Genomic DNA, 25191 nt, shown 5'->3' with positions numbered 1-25191 from the left:
TTATTAAAAAATCTATCATTATCAAAAAATAATATTTACTATTTACAAAAATGCTTATTAAGATATAATCATAAAAATTAAATAATTTTTGTATTGGATAATAGGTAAATTATGATAAAGAGTAATATATTAACATTAATAATATCTATAATAATAACTTTAACTGCATTTTTAACTATAAATTATTCTACTAATAAAGACACTGATACATCTTTAAGCTATATTAATATAATGAATACAAATTATAAAAACTCAAGAGACTATGCTTTAGATGAGTACTATATATATGATTATAAAGATAAGGTGAATAAATTAAAAGAAGTATTTAAATCAAATCCTATAACTGCAAGGCTAAAATATCGTGCTAGTCTTATATCATATATAGGCGAAGAAGAGATTGTTATAAATGGTATTGATATAAAAAACGATAATGAAGTTTTTGATATATTAAAGAATGAAACAGCAAAAAATTTTGATTCAAGTAATTCTATAATAATAAGTAAATCAATAGCTTCTGTTTTAGATGTTAATACTAACGATACTGTTATACTAAAACTCATTACAAAAACAGGTCATTATAATGCTGAAGAATATACTATTATAGAAATATCAGAAAAACTAGATTACAATTATGCTTTAATAGATATTGATAATTTGAATAATTTTATAGGAATGAAAGATGCTGCAACTGAAGTTTATGTTAAAAAAAATATAATGGATTTTAATAATTATAATAATGATATTAAAACTATTTTTGGTGATGATTTTTATATATACTCAAAAAGTGATATTTTAGGAGAAAATTATAATATAAGTGAAGATAATAAAATAATTAATATTTATATATTATTAGTGTATTTATTCGTATTGTTTTCAGTATTTTTATTTATTAATTCATATACAGTACGCACATATAAAATATTATTAAAAAGCAAAGTATTATTTTCTTTTATTGGTTTTATAATATCATTTATTATATATTTTATTATTGTAAAGCTGTATTATAAAACAGATTTTATATTTAATTATATATATGCCTGTATGCTTGCTGTAAATATATTATCAGTTTTATCGTCCAATTTGAAATATAATATTTTAGAGAATCTATTTATAGTAAAAGAAGAAAATTATAATAAAAACAAAAATTTGCTTATAGTAATAGGTTTATCATTTACTTATGCTTTAGTTTTTATATTATTATATTTGTCATTTATTTCATTTACAAATAATATTTCTAATAATAAAAAATTAGAAAGCATTGTGAGGATAGTAAAGGATAATACCTCAGAAAATACATTTTTATTTAATGGCTCTGTAGATGATAATATATATAATATGCTCTATAGAGAAATAGAATCATATGACAGATATGCAGAAATTGAAAGGGTATTTAATTTTCCAGTTGGCGTAGTTATAAGAACTGGAAGTATAGCTTCAAGAGTATATACTTATGAAAAAAATATATTGGAAAGCGGACTTAGCATATCTAATATTATAATAGAAGGAGAAATATTTGAAAGTCCTAAAAGAGAAATCATTATAGGAAAAGATTTGGCTAATTATTTAAACTTAAAAATAGGAGATGCTTTGTCATTAATAGCAAAAGCTTCAAGAGGCTGGCTTGAAACCGGATATTTTTATGTGAGCGGTATATATGATTTGAAAGATAGAAATTATGATATTATAGGAGACATTACTGCTATGAATAGTTTTATACACTTAAAAGAAGGCGATAAATCTCCATATAATGAAAGTATAATAGTTTTTTCTGATAATGATAATATGTATTCTCTTTTAGCTAAAAGTGATTTTGTAAATAGTAATAATTTGAGGGCTGTATCTGCAAACGAAGAGTATTATACAGAACATAGCGGATTAGATAAAAACATTGTTATTTTGTTTATAATATCTTTAGCATTTACTTTATCTTTGCTGTCTTCGTCAATACTATCTATTTTTCACAGGCGTTTATCAAAGTTTATAATGGGCTGGTATAAAAAGGTATTATTAAATGTATTATATTTAGTGTCTTTACTATCTTCTATTGTAGTATCTGTATTGATTATATTTATACTTATTCCTTTTAGTTTGAAGTTTTTATTATTTAGTATATCTATATCTGTACTTTCTTTTGTATTATCTCTTTTAATATCTAACTATAATAATATATAATGAGTTTGAGGATTAAAAATGAATTTTTTACAAAAAATATCAAAGAGAAATAAGATAATATTTTTAATTGTTATAGTATTATTTATTTGTATAACTTTGTATATGTATAAAACTGCTCATTCTTTGAGAGTAAGATATATTACATTAGAGTTTGAAGATTTACCTGAAAGTTTTGACAATACAAAAATTGCTTTAGCAGCCGATATGCATGCAGGGCTTTATATACCTGAAAGTCATGTAAAGAATATGTCTGCTTTGATAAACAATGAAAAACCAGATATAATATTATTTGCAGGCGATTATATTTACAGTGCTCCTCATAAGTTTAGTCATTATGATGAAGAAAATACAAAGAAATTTGCTAACGGTATAAAAGGATTGGAAGCAAAATACGGAAAGTATGCTGTATTAGGCAATCATGATAATTGGGAAAATACTTATGATGTTTCAAATGCTCTATATTCAAACGGATTTAAAGTTATAGACAATAATATTTCATTTATAACAAATGAAATGGGAGAATATATATCTATAGGCGGTGTGGGAGATTTTTTAACTGATAAGGTTGATTTTGAAGCAGCTACTAAAAATATTAAGTCAAATAATTTTCATATATTATTATCGCATGAACCAAATATACCTTTAAAAAGAGCAAAAGACAAAGGATATACTGAAGTTATAGATTTGTTTTTATCAGGTCATACTCATGGACTTCAAATAAGTTTTCTTCCTATGTGGGTTTGGGAAGGTTTAAATAAAAATAAAGAATATCCTCATTTTCCAGTAATTTACGGCATTATGAATTATGGAAAGATGAAAGCATATGTAACCTCTGGTATAGGGGCGGTGCTTATGCCTTTTAGATTATTAGCATACCCAGAAGTTGTTATAATAAATTTAAAGAGAAAGTGATTTAATATATACCTAAATAATTATAATTTTTAAAAAATAAAGTTATATTTTATTTTTAATATATATGGCTTTGCAAGAGACCACATTTCTTTGGATACAGGTTATTATTTTTATACTTTTTTAGCTTTTTGGCGACTGCCCAGTACATCATTCCAAAAATCATACTCTAATTCTTTTAAATTTTTATGACGAAAGTCCGGGTGCGGAATTGAGGCAAAGTTCATTAATCTGTTTTTTATCTCTTCTATTGTGTTTTTGTCTTGAGTTGTTATATATGATAATGAAACATTTATTCTGCTTTCTAATTCCTTTCTGAAATCAGGCTTTAAATCTTCAATTTTATATTTCTGTAAACTTGGGGCAATTCTGAACACACCTTTTTTTATAAATTGATTATATTCATTTTTTAATTTAGAACGCACTTCTTTATTCACACTTTTTAATACTTTGTCATAATCTTTTTTTATGCCTTTATCTATTGCTCTGACAAGTGCCTCAATTTTTGCCGAAGGCACACCTATGGCGGTATTTGACAAAATATTATCAATGCTGAATAAATTATCTTCACCGACGCTTTGCGTGCCGTAGGCAAGGTGCCTTTCGGCAAAGAAAGATTTTAATATTCTTTTTGCTGTATCAAATAAGCTAAGCATAACTACAGTATAAAATCAATTAATGAAAAAAGATTTATACTATAGTTAGTTTATCGCTGTTTAATATTTTTTTATTTTCGTATTGACTTATCATAAAACTTTGTTAAACTAAATATATAGAGCTAGTGCGAACTGCAGAAAATCTCACTCGACTGCCGTGATATTTAGTATTTACTAAATTGATACGATAGAGGGAATGTGAGTCCTCTCCGCTAGCTTTTTTTATTTCTTATTTTTTTATCTTTTTTCTTTTTCCAAAAAAATCCATCATCATCTATTATATGATAATTTACTATCTCATAATAATCTTTTGTTTCATCTACATCTAAAAGAACAATAGTGTTTTTATCTTCTCCTATTCTTGTAATAAAATTATGGTAATTTTCTTTTTCAGGGTTCCATTTCAAAATAGATTCAGGTTTATACAGAGAATTTGATAAAATATCTTTTGCTAATTCTTCTGTTATTTCATTATGTCTATTATTATTTTTAATTATAATATTCTCTTTTAAGCTAATTTGTTTATTAGTAAAGCCATATTTTTTTTGAATAAAAGTAGTTAGTTCTGGTAAAATACATGCTTTTGATAAATCGGAACTATAAACTTTATCAATTTTATCCTGTATTTCTTTTTCTTCTTTTTGTTTATCTTCTTTGCTTGAATCTTCGTTATTAGTTTCCTATTTATCTTCCTGTTTATCCTTTTCTCCGCTTCCTTTTGTAAACTTACCGTCTTTATCTCTTTTGTGTTCTTCTTCCTTAAAATCAGGCGACTGCCCGCTGTAAGCGTCAGAATCTGCCTTTATACTGCTGTCATTTTTTGTATAATCAAACATTGCCTCATCATCTTCAGATCCTTCCATTCCGTCCATTCCTTGAGGCGGAGAGTCTAATTCCATTTCATTCTTAAATATTTCGCTTTCGTTTAGCTCTTCTTGTATGTCTGCTATATTAGCTCCTAATTGCTGAGCTTTAAGTAAATTATCAAGTTTTTTAGCATTATTGTCTTGAGTAATGCTCTCAGGCTCTGGAAATAAGTTGCCGTATTGATATGAGAAATTATCCGCCCAGCTTCTAAATATTTCGCTGTCTGTTTTGTCTTGATATTCGCTATATTTGTAACGCATATCGTCAATAAAAGCACTATCCCAAGCCTTTAGCATAACATAATAATCAGTAAGGTTGTATAAAGGAGTGAGTTTATTTTCTCTAAAACTTTCGATTATTGATATTTCAGTTTCTTTGTCTTTATCTCCCTCGCTAAATCCGTTTGAAAGACTTTTGTCAAATAAAATTGAGGCAGGCGTATCATTCAAGGCTTTTGTTATGTCATCTTCAAGTTTATTAATACTTTCTATAAGTCCGCTTAAATTATTAATCGGAAAATCCTCAATAGTGCTGTTAGAAGATATAGCAATAACTTCTCCGCTTCTTTTGCGACTGAAGGAAGTACTGTTAAGTATGGTGTGCGGTTGGAAAAAGTTGAATAAAAAAATGACAAACTTAAAAATTTTTAGTATATACCTGAACAAATATAGTTAATCAAAAATATATTTTTAAATTTTAGTTATTTGCAAGTAAAAACCAAAAACAATAAATTTAACAAACTAATTTTTAAGTTTATAAATTTTTTATTTTTAAAGAGGCAATTATAAAATTAAAACAATTTATTTTCTAAATTATTTCATCTATAAGGTTTAATTAATAAAAAAGCTCAAGACTTCACTTTTAATAAGCAAAGCCTTGAGCCAAACACTATATTAAAAAACTATCCTTATGTCTAAATAATACCTGCTATTCTTCCAGCTATTTGATAGAAAGCAAAACTTACTATCCATGCAACAGCCAATGTATAAAGCATTAAGAAAGGTATCCATTTTTTACCTATTTCTGAACCTATTACTCCTATTGCCGCAAAACATGGGAAGTATAAAAGTACAAATAAAAGCAGTGTATAAGCTACTATAGGATTGAATACTGGATCATTTCTTAAAGATTCAGTAAGTACGGCTTCATCTCCGTCTTCTATGGATTTAATCTGAGCTATAGTAGATACTAATACCTCTTTAGCAGCTCCTCCCGCTACAAGACCTATTCCTATTCTCCAGTCAAATCCTAATGGTTTTAATACAGGTTCTATAAAAGTACCTATTTTACCAGCATAGCTATGTTTTAATCCTTCAGAAGAAACTAATCTTTCAAACTCAGTATTTACAGCTTCTTCATCATTAACATCTAAACCTTGACTTGCCATCAATGTTTTAGCTTCATTCATAAATCTTTGATTATCTGCATCTGTAGGTTTGTATTGAGGGAAAGTCATCAAAGCCCAAATAATTATTGAAGCAGCAAATACATAAGTACCAGCTTTTTTTATGTACATTAGTCCTCTGTCAAACATATGTCTTAGTACAGCTTTAGCTCTTGGTATTCTGTATGGCGGAAGCTCCATTACAAAAGGAGTTTCTTCACCTTTGAAGAATGCTTTTCTAAATATAAATGCCATTATAAATGCCATTAACACGCCAATCATATATATGCTGAACATTACAGAAGCAGCCATTTTTGGAGCGAAGAAAGCACCTATAAAAAGTATATATACTGGAAGTCTTGCTCCGCAGCTCATAAATGTAGTAATTAAAACAGTTACAACTTTATCTTTTTTACTTCTTAATGTACGTGCTGCCATAACAGCTGGAATAGTACAGCCGAAACCCAAGAAAAGAGGTATAAATGACTGACCATGAAGCCCTAATTTATGCATTATTTTGTCCATTAAAAATGCAGCCCTTGCCATATATCCAGAGTCTTCCAAAAATGAAATACCTGTAAAAAGTATAAGTACAAGCGGAAGAAATGATAATACAGCACCTACTCCTCCTATAACACCATCAACAATAACCGACTGTATTAAACTGCCTTCTGGAAGTAAACTGCCTACAAAACCAGATAATGCTCCTATACCCATTTCAAGCCAACCCTGAGGATATGCCCCTACTGTAAATGTTATCTTAAATATAAGCCATAATACAACTAAAAATATTGGAAGACCAAGCCATTTATTTAAAAATATTACATCAGCAGCCTCAGTAAAGTTGAATGCCTGTATATTATCCCTATGAACAGCCTCCTGCAAAGCTCCTCTTATATATGAATATCTTTTATCAGCCATTATAGAATCAGTTTTGGCATTCATAGAGTTTTCTAATTTTATGATTTCTTTATTTAGAGTTTCTATAACATCTCCGCCGTTATTGCATTCTCTTCTTATAGAGTGAATTGCTCTTTCATCTTTTTCTAATGCCTTTATAGCAAGCCATCTTTTATGAAGATTGCTTATATCACCCTGCATTTTATTTGTAATTATTTCTATAGATTTTTCAACTTCTTCTCCGTATCTTATAGCAGAATCCTGATGAAGTTTGTTTCCAGATTTGTACATCTCTTCTATTTTTTCTAATATCATAACAACACTTTCGTATTTATTGCCATGTACTTTCATTACTGGAAGTTTAAAAAGCTCTGTTAAAATTTTTTCATTAATATTAACTCCGTTTTTTTCAGCATGCTCATACATATTAAGTACGCATACTATAGGAATACCTAATTCTACAAGCTGCAATGTAAGATAGAGATTTCTTTCTAAGTTTGTAGAATCTATAACATTTATAATAAAATCCGGCTTTTCATTAAGTAAAACATCGCAAGCAACAACTTCATCTTGCGAATAAGCACTTAAACTATAAACACCTGGTAAATCAATCAAATCATAAGTATATCCGTTATACATCATGTTAGCCTGTCTTTTTTCTACAGTAACACCGGGGTAATTTGCAACTTTATAATTTGCTCCTGTTAGTGCATTGAATATTGTTGTTTTTCCAGAATTAGGGTTTCCAGCTAATGCTATTTTTAATTTTGTATTGTTAGAAGGAACTTTTATCTTCTTGGCTATATCGCTTTTATTTTCAGTTAATGAAGCTTCATCTTCTTTTAATTCTTTATGTTCAATTGGTTTTAATACTCTTTCTTTTTTTATTTCAAAATTAGATTTATCAACTTCGATTCCATTAGCTTCAGACTTTCTTAAAGATATTTCATAATCCATTATATGAACTTGTATAGGGTCTCCCAAAGGTGCTTTTCTTACAATCCAGCCTTTAGCCCCCGGAGTAAAACCCATTTCTATAATTCTTTGTCTAATTTCACCGTCAGTGGCTACTTTATCAACAACAAAACCTTCTTCAATATCCAATTCAGTTAGTTTCATCAATTTTCTCCTTGAAAATTATAAGATATTTACAAATTGTTTGTGTATTCTAACATTTAAATTAAAATTGTCAATATATTAATATGTATTTTTATTATTTTTATTATGATGATATTAAAATAGTAATATGCTTAATTTTTTATATATTAAAATATATAACTAAACAATTATAATTTGCAAAAAAAATTAATTTGTTCAATTTATTATATATTTGTATATATTGGCATTGAAGCACACTATATTTCGGCATTTGAATAAGCGAATACATTTAGATAAAAATCGGCAAAATAAAATTGTTCCAGTATATGCTGAAAATTTTTAAGTTTGTCAATTGATAGTTTCATCGTATTTTCAAATACTATTGTACTTTACAAAATTAATTATTAAAAAAGTGTTTTTATTATTATTTAAAATAAATTAGTTAAACGAAAATCCCATATCATAAATACAAGAATAGTATAAATAAATCTTTTTGATATTTCTTTGTTTTCATCGCTTTTAAACTCAATATTTATTTTTACTTTATCCTTATAATCAGCTTCACCATCAATTTGAGCCTTTATTATAAAAGTATCTCTATTATCAAGACTTAAATTATATTCTTTTATTGTCCTGTATTCTGTATATGAAGACATCATTCCATATCTAGTGCCAAATGCTTTAAAAGTGCCGTATGCGATTTCTATATTTTGTAGTTTGTTTATTTCATTTTCCAAATTATTTCTATCAAGTTTTATTATGCTTAATTGCTTTATAGGCTGCAATAATTCATAATCTTCTAATTGATTTTTCCATTTTGTAATAGTTTCTTCTTCCATTTCAATAGGGCTTGCCAAACTTATAAAAGTATTATCATCAATTTTTACTTCTTTATCATCTGAGTTGGTATAACTTCCGTCTCCTGAATATCTGAATGTTGTTATAAAATTATTATTTATATCATATAAATTCCATATAAGTGATAAGTCAAATTTATTCATTATTGGATTATCTATAAAAACTTCTTTGAAAAAATTATAATCGTATTTATCACCTGCAATAAGTAATTTATTTAATATATATGAGAATTTTTTTATCATATTATCAGCTTGTTCTCTTATATGTTTTATTTCTTCTTTTTTATTATTATCTAAACTTCTTGGAATTGATTTTAATATTTTATTCATTTTTATATCAAATATACTTACAGAATAATCATTGTTTAATATTAATTTATAATTCTCATCAAGTATTTTTTCGCTGTTTTTATCAAAGCCAATATTTGAATTATATTTCAATTCTAAATTATAAAAAGGAATTTTTTTATCTCTTGCAATTTCTATTAAAATGTCTAAAGCATTATTTTTTGTTGCTATTTTTTGGGCATTATTATATATATTAAATAGTATTTTAATTGTGTATTCATTTTTTTTATTTAAATATAGTATCTTAAAAAATAATTTTGATTCTCCGTATTTTTTGTATATTTTTTCTAATGCTTCGTATCCTCCATATAATCCGTAAATTAATTGTGCTGTTTCTTTACCTGTTTCTCTATAAATATCATAAGCAAAGCTCAAAAAACTTTCTTTATCAAGCAAATCTATAATAGAATCAATTTCAATAATAAGGTAAATATATTTCTTTAATTCTAAATATTTTAAGTATATGTATTTTATTACTTTTATATCAGCTTCTCTTGATTTATCTTTTATTAATACATTAGCTTTTTTTATAAAGTCAACTTTCTTTTCATCTTTTTTATTTAAATTCTTTTTGGTATAATTTTCTGCTTCTTCTATACTTGTAAAAATTTTGCAGTTTGATAAATCTTTTAATTCGTCATAATAAGTATTTTCTAATTTTCTTTTGAAGGCTATTATTTTTTTATTTTTGCTTTCAGATGATATTTTATAAATTTCTTTTAAATTATTTTTTATAATATCATTACCATAATAATCATCATCTAATACATGTAAATATAAAGTCCATTTCAAATTTTTAAAATTTTTAAAGTTATTACAGAATTGAAAAATATTCTCCATTGAATTAACTTGGCTAATATCCCAATTTTCTAAAGAATTATATTGATTAAAATTATAAGTACCGCCGAACATATAACTCATATTTTTTACTTTATGAACATTCCATTTATCAAGAGGCTGATTAAACTTTGAAGCAAGATAAAACATATATGATGTATCTTTCACATTTGATATATCCCAATCATTTAAAGGCTGATTAAACTCCGAAGCTTGTACAAACATACAATACATGTTTTCAACATTAGATACATTCCAACTATTGAGCGTCTGATTAAATTTGCTGCATCCCCTAAACATATAACTCATATCTTTAACGCTCTCAACATTCCAAGATGAAATATCCTTATTAAAGCTAAAAGCATCATTAAACATATAATTCATAATTTTTACTTTATGAACATTCCATTTATCAAGAGGCTGATTGAATTTAGCTGCATCCCTAAACATATACCCCATATTTTCAACATTAGATACATTCCAATTATTTATATTATGATTAAAATTTGATGCAAAAGAAAACATTGAATTCATATTCACAACATTAGAAGTATCCCAAGTTTCTATTCCAGAAAAATCCTTTCTTTTACTTCCAGAGAATAATCCGCTCATATCTTTAATAAGGCTTGTATCTATATCGCCTAAATAAATATTCTCATTTTCTGTTAGTTTATATAATTCTTTTAAAGTTTGCGGTTTGTATTTTAGCATTCTATTATCCTTTTATATTTAAACCATTTAAAGCATTTAATCATAAAATCAATTTTTTCTTAATAATTAATCAAGTAATATTGTATAAAAAGTACTATTACAGACTTTAGAAAATAATTGTGAAAATTATTTTATCCTATAGTAAAAATGAGATATAAAATTTGATTTTTGATATTTTTTTTACTATACTTGAATTATCATGCATTGCTTAGTTTTCTATGAATCAGCTTATTCTTTAAGCTTCTTTAGAAATCACCGAAATAATATAATAAATAATCTATTATATCAAAATATCACCTGTTATAAAAGGAGGAATGTCTATGGGAAAAATCTATAACCCAGAAAGTATTCGTAATGTGGTCCTTTTGGGACATGTAGGAAGCGGCAAAACATATTTAAATGAAGCCTTACTATATAGAGCTAAATCTATAGATAAGAAAGGCGAAATAGAAAGAGGTACTACAGTCAGTGATTATACCGACGAAGAGATAAAACAAAAAATGTCGATACGTACTTCTTTAAGTTTTATAGAATGGAAAGATCATAAGATTAATTTGATTGACATTCCGGGCTCGGGTGATTTTAGCGGTGAGATTAATCCTGCATTAAGAGTAGCAGAATCTTGTATAGTAGTAATAGATGCAGAGTTTGGTATACAGATAGAAACAGAAAAACATTGGCAGATGGCTAATAGTTTTAAAAGACCTAGAATAATATTTATCAATAAAATAGATAAGGAGATGGTTGATCATAAAACTTTATTAGAAAAAATAGAAAATAATTTTAAAGAGCCTCCTGTAGTTCCTATACAAATACCTATGGGTAATGGTAAAGATTTTAAAGGTATAATAGATGTTATTTATCATAAGGCATATTTTAGAGATGAACATGGAAAAATTGTAGAAGCAGAAATACCAGAAGAGTATTATGATGAGTACAGAGCTACTAGAGACAGACTTAAAGAACTTGTATGCGAAGTGGACGATAGTCTTACAGAAAGATTTTTAGAAGGCGGAAAGTTTACCGACGAAGAATACATAGAAGCTTTAACAAAATCTATACTTCAGTATAAAGTAGTTCCAATTTTATTTGGTACATCTATAAGAGATATAGGTATGGGAGCGGTACTTGATACTATAATAAGATATATGCCTTCTCCTTCATATGTTCCTGTTACAGATGGTACAGACCTTCTAACAAATGAACCAGCTACAAGGTCTATATTAGGCGATAATAATCCTTTTGCTGCTTTTGTATTTAAAACTACTATAGATCAATATGCAGGAAGAATATCATTCTTTAAAGTTCGTTCCGGAAGTATAAAAAGCGGTGATGAAATATATAATTCAAGAACAGGCAAAAAAGAAAAAGTATCTCATATATATACCGCAAGAGGCAAAAAACAATTTGAAGCAGATACTATTACAGCAGGCGATATAGGAGTATTAGCTAAACTTTCAGACTGCAAAACAGCAGATACCATAAGTACGCCAAGCTCACCTTTCCAATTCCTGCCTCTAAAAATACCGCAGCCTATTTATTTTACAGCTATTAAAATATTAAAAAATGATATAAAAGCACTTGAAGTCCTTGATACAATTTCTCAGGAAGATTTGACTTTCCATGTAGAGTTTGACAGCGAAACAAAAGAAACTATTATAAAAGCTATGGGTTCTTTGCAGGTAAAATTAGCACTTGACAGAGTAGTATCTTTAACTAAAGCCGAAATAGAACAGAGTGTTCCTAGAGTAGCCTACAGAGAAACTATAAGAAAGAAAGCTCAGGCACAATATAGGCATAAAAAGCAGTCTGGAGGAAGCGGTCAGTTTGGAGAAGTTCATTTAGAAGTAGAGCCTCTTCCTAGAGACGGCGGATATGAATTTGTCAATGATATATTCGGAGGTGCTATACCTAAACAGTATATACCGGGAGTAGAGAAGGGTATACAAGATGCTATGGCACAGGGACCTTTGGGTAAATATCCTATGGTAGATATAAAGGTAAGACTATATGATGGTAAGTATCATGATGTAGATTCTAATGAATTGTCGTTTAGAATAGCAGGTTCTATGGCAGCTAAAGAAGCATTCAAAAATGCAAGTCCTGTATTATTAGAGCCTATTATGAAAGTTACTGTATATGTACCGGAAGAATTTACAGGTGCTATAATGAATGAGCTTACAGGCAAAAGAGGAAAAATTTTGGGTATGGAAGCAGCATCAAATACTGTACAGATGATTAAAGCTGAAGTTCCACTATCTGAAATGCTTACTTACTCTATAGAGATGAAGGCATCTACTTCAGGCAGAGGTACTTTTGAAATGGAGCATTCTCATTATCAGGAATTAACAGGTCCTTTGGCTGATAAAGTTATAGAGGAAAGAAATGCTTTGCTTGGCAGCGGAGAGTGATAATTAAATGCTGTATATAAAAATAAAGTTGATATTTTTTATATACTATAATATAATAATTTAATATGTATAACACTAGGAGATTGTATGCTCAAAATAATTGATAAAATTACAAAAGAACATGTATTTGAAGACTTGGAATCAAAAGACAAAGAATCACTTTTTAGAGCTTTAAGTGAAAAAATTGCACCAGTTGCTTCTGCTTCTGCAGATGCTGTATTTGATGCATTCAAAAAGCGTGAAGATGAATACACAACTAATATAGGCAACGGCGTTGCTGTTCCTCATGGCAGAATTCAAGGCTATGGAAAAACTGATATATTTGTAGGTTTCTTGAAAGATGAAATCAACTACGATTCAGATTCTGATGAAAAAAGTCCGGTAAAACTTGTATTTGCTATACTTTCTGACCTTGATAATCCTCAGGATTATCTATTAAATCTTTCTCAAATTTTCTTCTTGGTAAATCAAAAAGAAATACTTGATAAAGTTATGGCTACTAAAACTTATGATGAATTATCTTCTGTTTTAGAATCTTTCAAAAAATTAGATGAAAAATTTGAAGCTGAAAAACAAATTAAATTCTTAATTGAACTTGAAAGAGCTGAAATACAAATTAAAGCATATGAACTTTACAGCTCTACTCACTCTCAGCAAAAATCTGATGTTGTTTTGGAAGAGTACAAAAAATATAAAGACACTATATTAAGTAAAATAGATGTTGCTGTATTAGAAAATTATAAAAGAATTAAAGAAAATAAAGGCGAAGCTTTAGCTAAAATAGAAAATTATAAATGCAGTGCTTGTAATGTAGCTATACCTAAAATGACTGTTAATGAAGTTAGAAGACAAAATCAAATTATAATGTGTTTCCATTGCGGAAGAATATTGTTTACTACTGATTAATATTTAATTTGTTAATGATAAATAGTTTCTTAAATAAAAGGAAAGCTAAAATATTATTATTAATTCTTTTAGCTTTCCTTTATATTTCATGCTCCCCTAATAAACCTAGCTCTCTTCTTTCAGAGTTTTATAATTATCCTAATCCTTTTACCCTTTCTAATGGTGAAAATACCACATATAAAGTATCTATTAAAAGCGGTGAAATTATAAGTGCTAAACTTGATATATATTCTCAAAACGGAGATTTGATAGATTCAAAGGACATGATTATTGAAAGCAGCAGGCAAACTGCCTTTTGTATATGGTCTGGTTTGGATAAAAACGGAAAATATCTTCCATCTGAAGTTTATGATGCTAAGGTAACAGTAAAAGATAATCAGGATTCTACATTTGTTTCTGAGTTTAAGACTTCGATAAGATAAAATATAATATTTTTTAATAATCACTAAAATAATGACAAAAATTGTCGTTTGTATGTATTATAATGGCAGTAAATTAAAAATTATTATAGGAGTTTTATTATGCTGCCTTTTAATCCTCCATTTATGTATAGATGTAATTCCTGCGGCAAAATTTTCAGTAAATCTAAAAAGCCTATTTTGGGTGGTACTATATTTTCAATCTTAAGCATGCCTAAATGCCCCAAATGCGGAAGTAAAGATACTAAATCTATAGATCATATTATAAAAAAGTAGCTCTATTAATATTTGCACTATAATATATTTTTGTTTATAATATAGATAAATTTATTATTAGGAGAAAATAATATGAAAGCTGCTATAATATTTGGAAGCAGATCTGATACTGATAAAATGAAAGGTGCTGCTGCTTGCTTAAAAGAATTTGGAGTTGAATATAAAGCATTTATACTTTCAGCTCATAGAGTTCCAGAACATCTTGAAAAAACTATTAAAGAAATAGAAGAAGAAGGCTTTGAAGTAATTATTGCAGGAGCAGGTCTTGCCGCACATCTACCCGGTGTTATAGCTTCAAAAACAATACTTCCAGTAATAGGTGTTCCTATTAGTGCAGGTAATCTTGACGGAATGGACGCACTTTTATCTATAGTTCAAATGCCTAAACCTATAACCGTTGCAACTGTTGGTATTAATAATTCTTATAATGCTGCTATGCTTGCTGTTGAAATACTTGCTTTAAAATATGACAGTATTAAAAATAAATTAGTAGAATATAGAAAAAAAATGAAAGAAGATTTTATTGCTGATAATAATAAAGCCGTAGAGTTTGATATATAATTATTTTTATATTTTATAACATTACTATATAGAAAAATTATAAAAAAAGTATATAATAGTATAAAAAGTTTTGACATAACAGGAGTTAATATATGTCTAAAGAAAAAAAAGAAATGATATATGAAGGTAAAGCTAAAAAAGTTTATGCTACTGATGATCCAGATCAGATTATTGTATACTATAAAGATGATGCTACTGCTTTCAATGGTGAAAAAAAAGGTTCTATAAAAGATAAAGGCGTTATGAATAATGAGATTACTTCATTGCTTTTTAAAATGCTTGAGAAAAATGGTATTAAAACTCACTTTATAGAAAAATTAAATGACAGGGAACAGCTTTGTCAGAGAGTAAAAATATTTCCATTGGAAGTAATAGTTAGAAATTTAATTGCAGGATCTATGGCTAAAAGACTTGGTATAGAAGAAGGTACAGTTCCTCCCAATACTATATTTGAAATATGCTATAAAAATGATGAGTACGGGGATCCTTTGATTAATGATCATCATGCTGTTGCTTTGAAATTGGCTACTTATGATGAATTAAAATACATATATGATGTAACTTCAAAAGTTAATAATCTATTAAAAGAGGCATTGGATAAAATAGGAATTACTTTAGTTGATTTTAAAGTAGAATTTGGTAAAAACTCAAAAGGCGAGATATTATTAGCTGATGAGATTACACCAGATACTTGCAGATTCTGGGATAAGGAAACTGGCAAAAAATTGGATAAAGATAGATTTAGAAGAGATTTGGGTTCTATTGAAGAGGCTTATATAGAAGTTTTGAATAGACTTAATAATCTGTAATTATTAAATCTTTATAAAAGTATAAAAGCTTTACTAGACTTAATAAGTTTGGTAAAGCTTTTTATTTATTTTTTGCTATCATATAAAAAAAGGATATGTATTACATATCCTTTTCATTATTATAAACTAAATTTTTTATTTAGCATTTTCTACATATTGAGCAAAATTAGATAATACAGTTTTTATGTTTTTATAAAGTTTAGGATCATCATGATACTTTAATATTTCTATTCTTTTGCTGTCTATTTCTTTAATATTTAGCAGATAAGTAGCAAAATATTCATCTATTACCTTATTATATTTTGAAGTAACATTTTCTTCTTCATATGCCTTTATAACTTTTTTAGCAAGAGTTTTTTTCCAATTGCCTGAGAATGACATAAAACCAGATAGTATAAATACGACACTAGGAAGAAACGATATAGATATCCCCATTATATTAAGAAGTTTTAAACTGCTTGTATTTAATAGTTTGAATGTTGGAACTATAGGCATACTGCATGCTGTTATATTGGCTGATATTTTAGATGTTTTACTAATATCTTTATTATTAAAATCTTCCTCTGTTACTTTAAGTATATTGTATAACTGAGTGTCTAATTCTAAATTAATACTGTTGCATAGTACTTTTATATCATCTTTCTTTCTATATACATTGTTATCATCTATAGCTTTAATTATATTATCTATATTTAAAGTATTTTTGTATATTTCACTGAAAGCTTCTTTTGCTGATGTTTTTATTTTAGATAAATTAGATTCCAATTTATCATTTTCTTGGAATTCATTTTTATTATCTATTATTTCAATATCAAAATTCACACATTCTAATATTTTTTTATAGTATGCTATTTTAATGCTTTGAGCAAAATTATTTTTTATTTCTTTAACAAGATTAGTATTATTTATTGAGAAAGGGAAAAATCTCTCTCTTAATAAACTGTAGTCTATTTTATTTATGTTATTGCTTTTAGATATAAAGTTCCTTAAATTATCAAATTTCTTATCTATAACACTGCCGAGCTCATCTTCATCAAAAATATTTGCCTTAGAAAATATTACAAATATATTATTAAAATTATTTGTAAAGTTAGCAAGAGCATTTATATTTGTAATGTCTTCCTGAGAAAATGCATTTATATCACAAAGATAAATAAACATATTATTTCTGCTGTATTTTCTAGTGTCAAGCACATTTTCCTTATATTCTATAATTCTAAATAGTTTAGAATCATCTTGAAGATAGTATTCATCATTATTTGTATCTTCAGAGTAAGGATTAGTATCTATATTCTTGTCGAAAATAGCATTTATAAATGATGTTTTACCGGAACTGTATCTTCCGTATACAACAATATCAAATGTTTCATTTATCTGATTATAAACATTTGATAAAAGTTCCGTTATTTTATCATTGTTCTTTTTGTCTGCAGAACTTATTTCTTCACTCAGTTTGTCAGCTATATTTTGTATATTAAGTAGATCATTATATAAATCGAAATCTTCATCTTCAAAAGAGTTCTTTTTATACTTCGTAAGCTCATCAATACTAAGTCCTGTATTTTCAGCCAACTTATCTAATAGGTCAAGAGTTATATTATTAGCATTTCTTTCTAATCTTGAAATATAATCCTGACGCACACCTAACATTTTCGCAAACTGACTTTGCGTTAGCTTTAAAATTTTTTCTCTAATGTCTTTTAAATTAAAATCAATCATATTTTCTTCTATTTTATAATAAATTTATTTTCTATTATTATAAACAAAATATAAAGAATTTCAAGGGTTTTAATGTATAAAATGTATTACAATATTATTATTATTATATTTTAAAATTGATATAGCATTTTTAATTGAATTTTTAATAATAAAAAATATTAAAATATAGAATTTTTTAAATCTATTCTCTTGAGTTATATGCATAATTCTTAATTATTTAATTATTTATAAATATTTATATATATACCTATAGGGTATTTTGAACACCAAAATATGAAAAATTTATATTTTTATAAAAAAATATAAATTTTCTAATTTTTACCTATTATGCAGATTATATTATTAAAAAAATAAATATAAAATTTGTAATTAATATCAATAATGCTATTGCTTATATTAATTATTTATATGAATTTTATATATTAACAATATACTTATAAAATATATATAAAATAAGATTATGTATTATAATATTGTAAGCAGAGATATAGTATTATTTATTGTATATTATAATAAAGCCGTATATTATAAAAAGATAAGAATATATAAAGTTATAAAAAATATAATGTAAAAAATATTTATAAACTATTGTAATTTTTATTTTTTATAATATAATTTTCTAACTAAATTAAGCCCTTAATTAAGGATAAATATCTTCACTGTATATTCTATTTATGTAAATATTTTAATAGTTCTAGCTATAATACTTATCAAATGCTTTCAGATTATTTTTTATTTAGTAAATAATTTTTTATTTTAAGGATAAATTAAAATGGATATAATAATAATAATAGTGTTAATACTTTTAAACGGCATATTTGCAATGTCAGAAATAGCTGTAATTTCAGCTAGAAAATCGTCTTTAATGAAAGACAGTAAAGAAGGAGATAAAGGAGCAAAGGCAGCATTGTCTTTAGCTGATAATCCTGATAAGTTTTTATCAACTATACAAATAGGAATAACATTAATAGGTATATTAACAGGTATTTATTCTGGAGATACTGTTGCAAAAGAATTAGCAAATGTATTAATTAAATTTAATATGCCGTCATCATATGCTTCAGCAGCTTCTCAGATAATAGTAGTTGCCTTGGTTACATATCTGACACTTATATTTGGGGAGCTTGTACCAAAGAGAATAGGTATGGTAATGCCTGAAAAGATAGCTAAAGTCGTGGCATCACCTATGACATTACTCTCAAAAATAGGTGCTCCTTTTGTATGGATTTTATCTAAAAGTGCATTATTAGTTTCTAGGGTTCTTGGAATAAAAGATGATAAAAGCCCGGTAACTGAAGAAGAAATAAAATCTATGATAGAAGAGGGCAGACAGGGAGGAGAAGTAAAAGAAATTGAGCAGGATATTATAGAGCGTGCTTTCTTTTTGGGGGACAGAAAAATAGAGTCTATAATGACGCATAGAAATGATATAGTGTTTTTGGACATTAATATGAGTAATGATGAGATAAGAAAAATAGTGTCAAAGCATTCTTTTTCTGCTTATCCTGTGGTTGATAATAATCTGGACAATATTATAGGGGTTGTTAGAGTAACTGATATATTTGATAAATTAAATAATTCAAAAGCCAAAATAGAGAAATTTGTTAAAAAGGCACATTATTTTCATAACAATATGGAAGTATATTTAGTTCTTGAAGATATGAAGAAAAATAATACTAAAATAGGGCTTGTATCTGATGAGTTTGGAAATATAGACGGAATGGTTACTCAAAGTGATATATTTGGGGCATTAGTAGGCTCTGCCTCTGAAGGTAAAGAAAGCAAAGATATAAGAAAGAGAAAAAACGGAGGCTGGTTTGTGGACGGGCAGTGTCATATTTATGATTTTTTAGAGTATTTTGAAATAGAAGATGAAAATGCTTCAAGTAATTATAATACTATAAGCGGACTTATATTAGAATTATTACAGCATGTACCTTCAGAAGGTGAGGCTTTAGAATGGAAAGGATTTAATTTAGAGATAGTTGATATGGACGGAGCGAGAATAGATAAACTTATAGTAAATAAAATTGAAGAAAAGGAAAATAAAGAAGAGATAATAAATAATTAAGAAAAATTGCTCGAGACTGGACTTGAACCAGCACGGTGTTACCCGACAGCACCTCAAGCTGTTGTGTCTACCTATTCCACCACCCGAGCTTTAATAATGTAAGGTATTATATATTAAATAATTATTTTGTCAAATGATTATTATTTTATTTACTTTAATTAAAATTTTGTTATTATATCTTTTATTATTTTTTTATTTTTATAAATAAGTTTATTAATATTTTATTTAAAAGGGTTTTATTATTATGAAATATATATCTAATTTACACACCCATACTATTTACTGTGACGGAAAAAATACTGTAGAAGAAAATATCGAAGCTGCTATAAATAAAGGACTAATAAGCATAGGTTTTTCTGGGCATTCTCATTTTGATGAAGATGATACTTCTATGAGCAGAGAAAACACATTTAAATATTTAGAAAATATCAAAAAAGCTAAAGATATTTATAAAGATAAGATAGAGGTTTATCTTGGTATTGAAGGGGATTATTATTCTAATTTAAATAAAGATACTGATAAAGAAATGGGGCTTGATTATAGAATAGGCTCTGTACATTATGTTGATGACGGTAAGGGCAATTATTTTCCTATAGATATGTCAAAAGAAAGTTTTAATGATACTATTAATTATTTTGGAAATATTAGAGAAGTTATTTATAGATATTATGATAATGTTATTAAAATGATAGAAAAACAAAATCCAGATATTATAGGGCATTTAGACCTTGTAAGAAAGTATAATTTAAATAAAGAATATTTTACTGAAGAAGAGGATTGGTATTTAAAAAAGATAGATGAAGTAGTTGAAGTTATAAAAAAAAGCGGAAGTATAGCTGAAATAAATACAAAGATTATGAATAAAAATAATTTAAATGCCCATTATCCTAACAAAAATACAATAAAAAAATTATTAGAAAATAACATACCTATTATGATAAATTCAGATGCTCATAATGCTAATAATATAGATCATTGCTATAAAGAAGTTATTGAAGAGTTAAAAAAATTAGGATTTTCTAATATAAAAGTTTTGTATGATAATACTTTTAATGATGTTAGTATAGATAATATTTTATAAAAAGTATTTTTTAATATTTTATGAAAAAAATAAGCATAGGAAATATTAAAAAATATGGCCTATGCTTTTTTATTATATAAATTAATGATTATTATTTAACTTCTGTTAAAGTACCATTAAGTTTTATTATATTATTTTCAAAAGCAGCTTGAAGATCTCCTTTCCAATAAGAATTTCCTTCTTTAGCTTTATCAACTATTAAAAGAGCAGAATCTGTGTTAAAGTCAAAATCATTTGTAAGAGCAGTTTCGCTTCTTTTGAAGTTTTCAGTACCTGCACCAATTTGGAATACTCCGTTAGTATCAGATTTCATTTCAAATACATAAGGATCAACAGTTTTACCGCCTGCATGTACGAATCTGATAGTTATAACTCCGTCATCGCCTTTTGTAATGCCAGTACCTGTAACTTTAGGACCAGTAGTACCGTCAACTGTTCTTTGAGCTATACCAGAACCAGACATACCGTCATCAATGTATCTTGATGCATTAGCTGTACCAAATAATAAGAACTGACCCATACTAACTTCTATTCTATTGTTTAATACATTGTTATCAGCTGATCTGTATTTGTTAAGTAAGTCTGGTGTTCTTGAAGGCATAGAAGCTCCTGTAGCAGCATCTATTTTACCGTCTATATCTCCATAAGAACCAGTAATTTTTAAGTATGAATTACTGCTTATAGAAGCGTTGTTAGTATCTCCAACTATAGCTTGGAAATCAATTGTTAATGTTCCTGCTGCAGCGTCATTAGTATAAGCAGTATCATTAGTAGTAGTAGTTTCTGTTTTTTGACCGCCGCATGCGATAGCTAAAACAGAGATGACAAAAATAGTTAAAATCTTTTTCATTTTTACCCTCATTTTTATTAGAATTATTGTAAGCTATTTTAATATATTGTTTATGTTATGTCAAAAAATATTTATATTTTATTACAATTTTATTAGAATTTTTTTCTTTAAAAAAATACTATTTTATAATAGAATTGCTCTATAATTCAGCTTTTAGGAGAATGTATGGAATATTTAAAAGAAACGATTATTTGGAATAATAGTTTACTGAAGTATTTGATATCTGTAATAGTATTTGCTGTTAGTTTAATAGCAATGAATATTATTTTAATATTATTTCTTAAAGTATTGTTAAAACTAAATACTAAATTACAAAATGAGTTTATAGTAAATTTGGCAAAAAGTATAAAGAAAAGGCTTAGACCTCTTATCTTTATTATTGCTCTTTCTTTTGCAAGAGTAGGACTTGTACTGCCAAAAGAAGTAAGCGGTTATTGGACTAAAATAGTTGTAGTATTTTTTATTATATTTGTTGTAATGTTTATATGCGATATAATAAGCAATTTTAGTAATAATTATCTTTCTAATAAAAAAGGGGTTGTTATATCTGACGGTATTATAACCATATTAAAAGCTTTGATATGGGTTATCGGATTTTTAACAATACTTTCAAATTTAGGCGTTAATGTTAACACTTTTATAGCAGGACTTGGTATAGGCGGTGTGGCAGTTGCTTTTGCGGCACAAAGTATAATAGCGGACTTATTCAATTATTTTGTAATAGTATTTGATAAGCCATTTTTGAAAGGCGATTATATACAGATAGATGCTGATAAAGGGGTGGTTGAATATATTGGAATAAAATCTACACGTATAAGAAGAAACAGCGGTGAGCAGCTTTTAATATCAAATACTAATTTGCTCGCTTCAAGAATACAAAATTATAGAATATTAGAAAAGAGAAGACAGTATATGATGCTTGGAGTTGAATATTCTACTCCTTTAGAAAAATTAAAAGTGATACCTGATATTTTAAAGACAGTTATAGAAACCAATAATACTGAATTTGTAAGTGCTAGATTTATAGAGTTTGCTGATTCTTCTCTTAATTTTGAAGTAATATACTACGTAAATACAGCGGATTATAATGAATTTGTAAGAGTAGTTGAGGATATAAATTATAAAATAATAGACGAGTTTAATAAACTTGGTGTAGGATTTGCATTCCCTTCAAGGACTTTGTATATAAGCAAAGAATAATATTTTATAAAAATCAAAGGATTATTTATGAATTATACTTTAAAATCTTCAAATATAATGCCTAAATTTGGTATAGGCACTTGGTGTATGGGAGAGATTGAAAAAGAGGCACAAAAAGAGGCTGAGGCTATATTATTTGCTTTAGAAAATGGAGTAAGGCTTATCGATACAGCTGAAATGTATGGAGAAGGAAAAGCTGAATCCATAATAGGAAATGCTTTAAAAATGTCAAATATTAAAAGAGAAGAGATTTTTATAGTTTCAAAAGTATATCCTCATAATGCTGGAAGAGATAAATTATTTAAAAGTTTGAAATGCTCATTAAAACGTATGGGATTAAACTATCTTGATATGTATCTGCTTCATTGGAGGGGAAGAGTACCATTAAGTGAGACTGTAGAATGTATGGAAGAAGCAAAAAGAGATGGGCTTATAAAGGATTGGGGCGTTTCTAATTTTGATATTGATGATATGAAAGAACTTGACACTATAAAAGACGGCGATAAATGCACAGTCAATCAGGTATTATATCATTTGGGTTCTAGGGGGGCAGATTATTCTTTAGCTCCTTATATGGAAGAGAGAAATATTGCTTTGATGGCTTACTGTCCTTTGGCACAGGCTGGAGGTTTGGGTAAAGATATATTAAAAAATAATACTCTATTAAGCATAGCAAAAAAACATAATGCCGCACCTTCTCAAATAGCTTTAGCTTTTATTATGAGTTTTAATAATAAAATAGCTATTCCTAAAAGCTCTAATAAAAAACATATAATAGAAAATATAGAGTCTCAAAAAATTAAGCTTGATGATGAAGATATGGCACTTATAAATAAAGAGTTTCCAAAACCAAGTAAAAAAATGCCTTTGGATATAGTATAATTTACTTGTTTTTTTATTAAAATAATATACAATTTGACTATGATTTATTATTTCTTTAATACTATAAATGGCTTTTTATCATTAAAAGCAAGCAAGCAAGCAAGCAAGCAAGCAAGCAAGCAAGCAAGCAAGCAAGCAAGCAAGCAAGCAATAATCTTAAACAATATTTTACACATATACCTATTAATCTTAATAGGCTCAATGCATTATGTCTTATGGATATAGTATGATAGATATAAATGTATGTTTTGCTTCAAATGATGCTTATGCTCCGTATATGTCAACTGCAATAGCCTCTTTACTTTCAAATGCAAAAGATGATGAAAATATTAATATATATATAATATCTGAAAATATTAATAATTCTAACAAAGAAAAGATATTATCATTAAAGAAAATAAGAGAATGCAGTATAGACTTTATTGAACCTAAAGAAGAAATTTTTAAATATATTTCAAAATATAATATGAAATCTAATTCCACTTGGTTTAGATTATCTATTCCTTCATTGATACCAAATGCTGATAAGATAGTATATTTAGATGGCGATATGATAATTAATTCAAGCTTAAGAGAGTTATTTTCAGATGATATGTCAGATTATTATGCCTATGTAGTAGAAGATGTTATGGATAAAATAGATGAGGTAAAAGCTCCTATAGGTTTTAGTAAAACAGACAAATATTTTAATGCCGGCTTCTTAATGATAAACAATAAACTTTGGATAGAAGATAATTTAGAAGAAAAGTTTTATAATGCAGTAGATACTATGCCCATACTTGGATATAAGGATCAGGATATACTTAATTATTGTTTAAAAAATAGAGTGAAGTTTATAGATAAGAAATGGGATTTTTTGGATAATAAATCATGCTATAAAGAAATTAGTGCGGATATAAATAAAATTAATATTATACATTGTGTTGGGAAACCTTGGAAAAAAGAATGTAATGTAGCTTTTTTTGCAGATGAATTTTGGAAATATTATCAATTAACTCCTTGGTTTTTAGAGCGTCCTATAGATGCTATACAAACTATATTGGCACAGAAGTACGGAGATTATGAAGAAACTAAATTAAAAATTAATGATGTAAGATGTTTTGGCGTTTATCATAATAGAAATACTTTAGAGATAGTAATATTTTTTATCAAAATAAGAATAGAAATGAGTTTTAAGAATGTAAATAAAATAGCTTGGTTTATACCTGTTAAGAAGTGGAGAGAGGCTTTTAGAAGGGCTTTTGATGTTTGATAAAGGAAAAATGTT

At 26.9% G+C, this 25191-nt stretch carries 20 protein-coding genes and 1 tRNA gene; 13 read left to right on the top strand and 8 right to left on the bottom strand.

Features of this window, described 5'->3' with window-relative positions:
- Positions 1–111 precede the first annotated feature (111 nt).
- The gene (locus BMUR_RS03650; RefSeq protein ID WP_013113249.1) at positions 112–2172 is read left to right on the top strand and encodes an ABC transporter permease family protein; all 2061 of its coding nucleotides are present in this window, start codon (positions 112–114) and stop codon (positions 2170–2172) included.
- A gap of 18 nt (positions 2173–2190) precedes the next feature.
- The gene (locus tag BMUR_RS03645; RefSeq protein ID WP_013113248.1) at positions 2191–3084 is read left to right on the top strand and encodes a metallophosphoesterase; all 894 of its coding nucleotides are present in this window, start codon (positions 2191–2193) and stop codon (positions 3082–3084) included.
- 110 nt (positions 3085–3194) lie between these two features.
- Here BMUR_RS03645 and BMUR_RS03640 read toward each other — a convergent pair whose 3' ends face one another.
- From BMUR_RS03640 to BMUR_RS03620, 5 genes are all read right to left on the bottom strand, one after another.
- Positions 3195–3737 carry a hypothetical protein gene (locus BMUR_RS03640; RefSeq protein WP_013113247.1) on the bottom strand — a complete coding sequence of 181 codons (543 nt, stop codon included), beginning with the start codon at positions 3735–3737 and terminating at the stop codon, positions 3195–3197.
- A gap of 212 nt (positions 3738–3949) precedes the next feature.
- Positions 3950–4363, bottom strand: a complete 414-nt coding sequence (locus BMUR_RS14715) for a hypothetical protein (RefSeq protein ID WP_181039096.1) — start codon at positions 4361–4363, stop codon at positions 3950–3952.
- Between the two features lie 54 nt (positions 4364–4417).
- Complete coding sequence (locus BMUR_RS03630; RefSeq protein ID WP_013113245.1) at positions 4418–5269, bottom strand: hypothetical protein; 852 nt, start codon at positions 5267–5269, stop codon at positions 4418–4420.
- Between the two features lie 248 nt (positions 5270–5517).
- Entirely contained in the window at positions 5518–8007 is a 2490-nt protein-coding gene (gene feoB / locus BMUR_RS03625; protein WP_013113244.1) for a ferrous iron transport protein B, read from the bottom strand.
- 407 nt (positions 8008–8414) lie between these two features.
- Positions 8415–10739, bottom strand: coding sequence for a BspA family leucine-rich repeat surface protein (locus tag BMUR_RS03620; RefSeq protein WP_013113243.1), 2325 nt, complete (start codon positions 10737–10739; stop codon positions 8415–8417).
- Positions 10740–11059: 320 nt separating this feature from the next.
- Here BMUR_RS03620 and fusA point away from each other — a divergent pair, with 320 nt between their 5' ends.
- The 6 genes from fusA (at position 11060) to purC (ending at position 16121) form a co-directional block, all read left to right on the top strand.
- Positions 11060–13150, top strand: coding sequence for an elongation factor G (fusA, locus tag BMUR_RS03615; protein WP_013113242.1), 2091 nt, complete (start codon positions 11060–11062; stop codon positions 13148–13150).
- 87 nt (positions 13151–13237) lie between these two features.
- The gene (locus BMUR_RS03610) at positions 13238–14056 is read left to right on the top strand and encodes a PTS sugar transporter subunit IIA (RefSeq protein WP_013113241.1); all 819 of its coding nucleotides are present in this window, start codon (positions 13238–13240) and stop codon (positions 14054–14056) included.
- 14 nt (positions 14057–14070) lie between these two features.
- Positions 14071–14478 carry a hypothetical protein gene (locus BMUR_RS03605; RefSeq protein WP_013113240.1) on the top strand — a complete coding sequence of 136 codons (408 nt, stop codon included), beginning with the start codon at positions 14071–14073 and terminating at the stop codon, positions 14476–14478.
- A 99-nt stretch (positions 14479–14577) separates the two neighbouring features.
- On the top strand, positions 14578–14751 hold the full coding sequence (locus BMUR_RS14595) for an FmdB family zinc ribbon protein (RefSeq protein ID WP_013113239.1): 174 nt from the start codon (positions 14578–14580) through the stop codon (positions 14749–14751).
- 72 nt (positions 14752–14823) lie between these two features.
- Positions 14824–15312 (top strand): 5-(carboxyamino)imidazole ribonucleotide mutase, encoded by a 489-nt coding sequence (gene purE / locus BMUR_RS03600; RefSeq protein ID WP_013113238.1) that lies wholly within the window; start codon positions 14824–14826, stop codon positions 15310–15312.
- A 92-nt stretch (positions 15313–15404) separates the two neighbouring features.
- The gene (gene purC / locus BMUR_RS03595; RefSeq protein WP_013113237.1) at positions 15405–16121 is read left to right on the top strand and encodes a phosphoribosylaminoimidazolesuccinocarboxamide synthase; all 717 of its coding nucleotides are present in this window, start codon (positions 15405–15407) and stop codon (positions 16119–16121) included.
- A 135-nt stretch (positions 16122–16256) separates the two neighbouring features.
- On the opposite strand, the gene BMUR_RS03590 is transcribed toward purC, so the two are convergent.
- Positions 16257–17840 carry a helix-turn-helix domain-containing protein gene (locus BMUR_RS03590; protein WP_013113236.1) on the bottom strand — a complete coding sequence of 528 codons (1584 nt, stop codon included), beginning with the start codon at positions 17838–17840 and terminating at the stop codon, positions 16257–16259.
- Positions 17841–18612: 772 nt separating this feature from the next.
- Between BMUR_RS03590 and BMUR_RS03585 the strand changes: the two genes are divergently transcribed.
- Positions 18613–19911 carry a hemolysin family protein gene (locus BMUR_RS03585; RefSeq protein WP_013113235.1) on the top strand — a complete coding sequence of 433 codons (1299 nt, stop codon included), beginning with the start codon at positions 18613–18615 and terminating at the stop codon, positions 19909–19911.
- A gap of 7 nt (positions 19912–19918) precedes the next feature.
- Here BMUR_RS03585 and BMUR_RS03580 read toward each other — a convergent pair.
- Positions 19919–20000: transfer RNA gene (locus BMUR_RS03580), tRNA-Leu, on the bottom strand.
- A 155-nt stretch (positions 20001–20155) separates the two neighbouring features.
- Between BMUR_RS03580 and BMUR_RS03575 the strand changes: the two genes are divergently transcribed.
- Positions 20156–20992, top strand: coding sequence for a histidinol-phosphatase (locus BMUR_RS03575; protein WP_013113234.1), 837 nt, complete (start codon positions 20156–20158; stop codon positions 20990–20992).
- A gap of 91 nt (positions 20993–21083) precedes the next feature.
- Here BMUR_RS03575 and BMUR_RS03570 read toward each other — a convergent pair whose 3' ends face one another.
- A complete protein-coding gene (locus tag BMUR_RS03570) occupies positions 21084–21842 on the bottom strand; it encodes a hypothetical protein (protein WP_013113233.1) in 759 nt (252 codons plus the stop codon).
- Between the two features lie 165 nt (positions 21843–22007).
- Between BMUR_RS03570 and BMUR_RS03565 the strand changes: the two genes are divergently transcribed.
- The 3 genes from BMUR_RS03565 to BMUR_RS03555 all read left to right on the top strand — a co-directional run bounded on the left by BMUR_RS03565 (position 22008) and on the right by BMUR_RS03555 (position 25176).
- Positions 22008–23042, top strand: a complete 1035-nt coding sequence (locus BMUR_RS03565; protein WP_013113232.1) for a mechanosensitive ion channel family protein — start codon at positions 22008–22010, stop codon at positions 23040–23042.
- Between the two features lie 27 nt (positions 23043–23069).
- A complete protein-coding gene (locus BMUR_RS03560; RefSeq protein WP_013113231.1) occupies positions 23070–23924 on the top strand; it encodes an aldo/keto reductase in 855 nt (284 codons plus the stop codon).
- Positions 23925–24150: 226 nt separating this feature from the next.
- On the top strand, positions 24151–25176 hold the full coding sequence (locus tag BMUR_RS03555) for a glycosyltransferase family 8 protein (protein ID WP_041749975.1): 1026 nt from the start codon (positions 24151–24153) through the stop codon (positions 25174–25176).
- Positions 25177–25191 lie beyond the last annotated feature (15 nt).

The sequence above is a fragment of the Brachyspira murdochii DSM 12563 genome, from assembly GCF_000092845.1.
Classification (GTDB): domain Bacteria; phylum Spirochaetota; class Brachyspiria; order Brachyspirales; family Brachyspiraceae; genus Brachyspira; species Brachyspira murdochii.
Note: the sequence above shows the minus strand (reverse complement) of the source record. Positions and strands in the feature narration are given on the sequence as shown.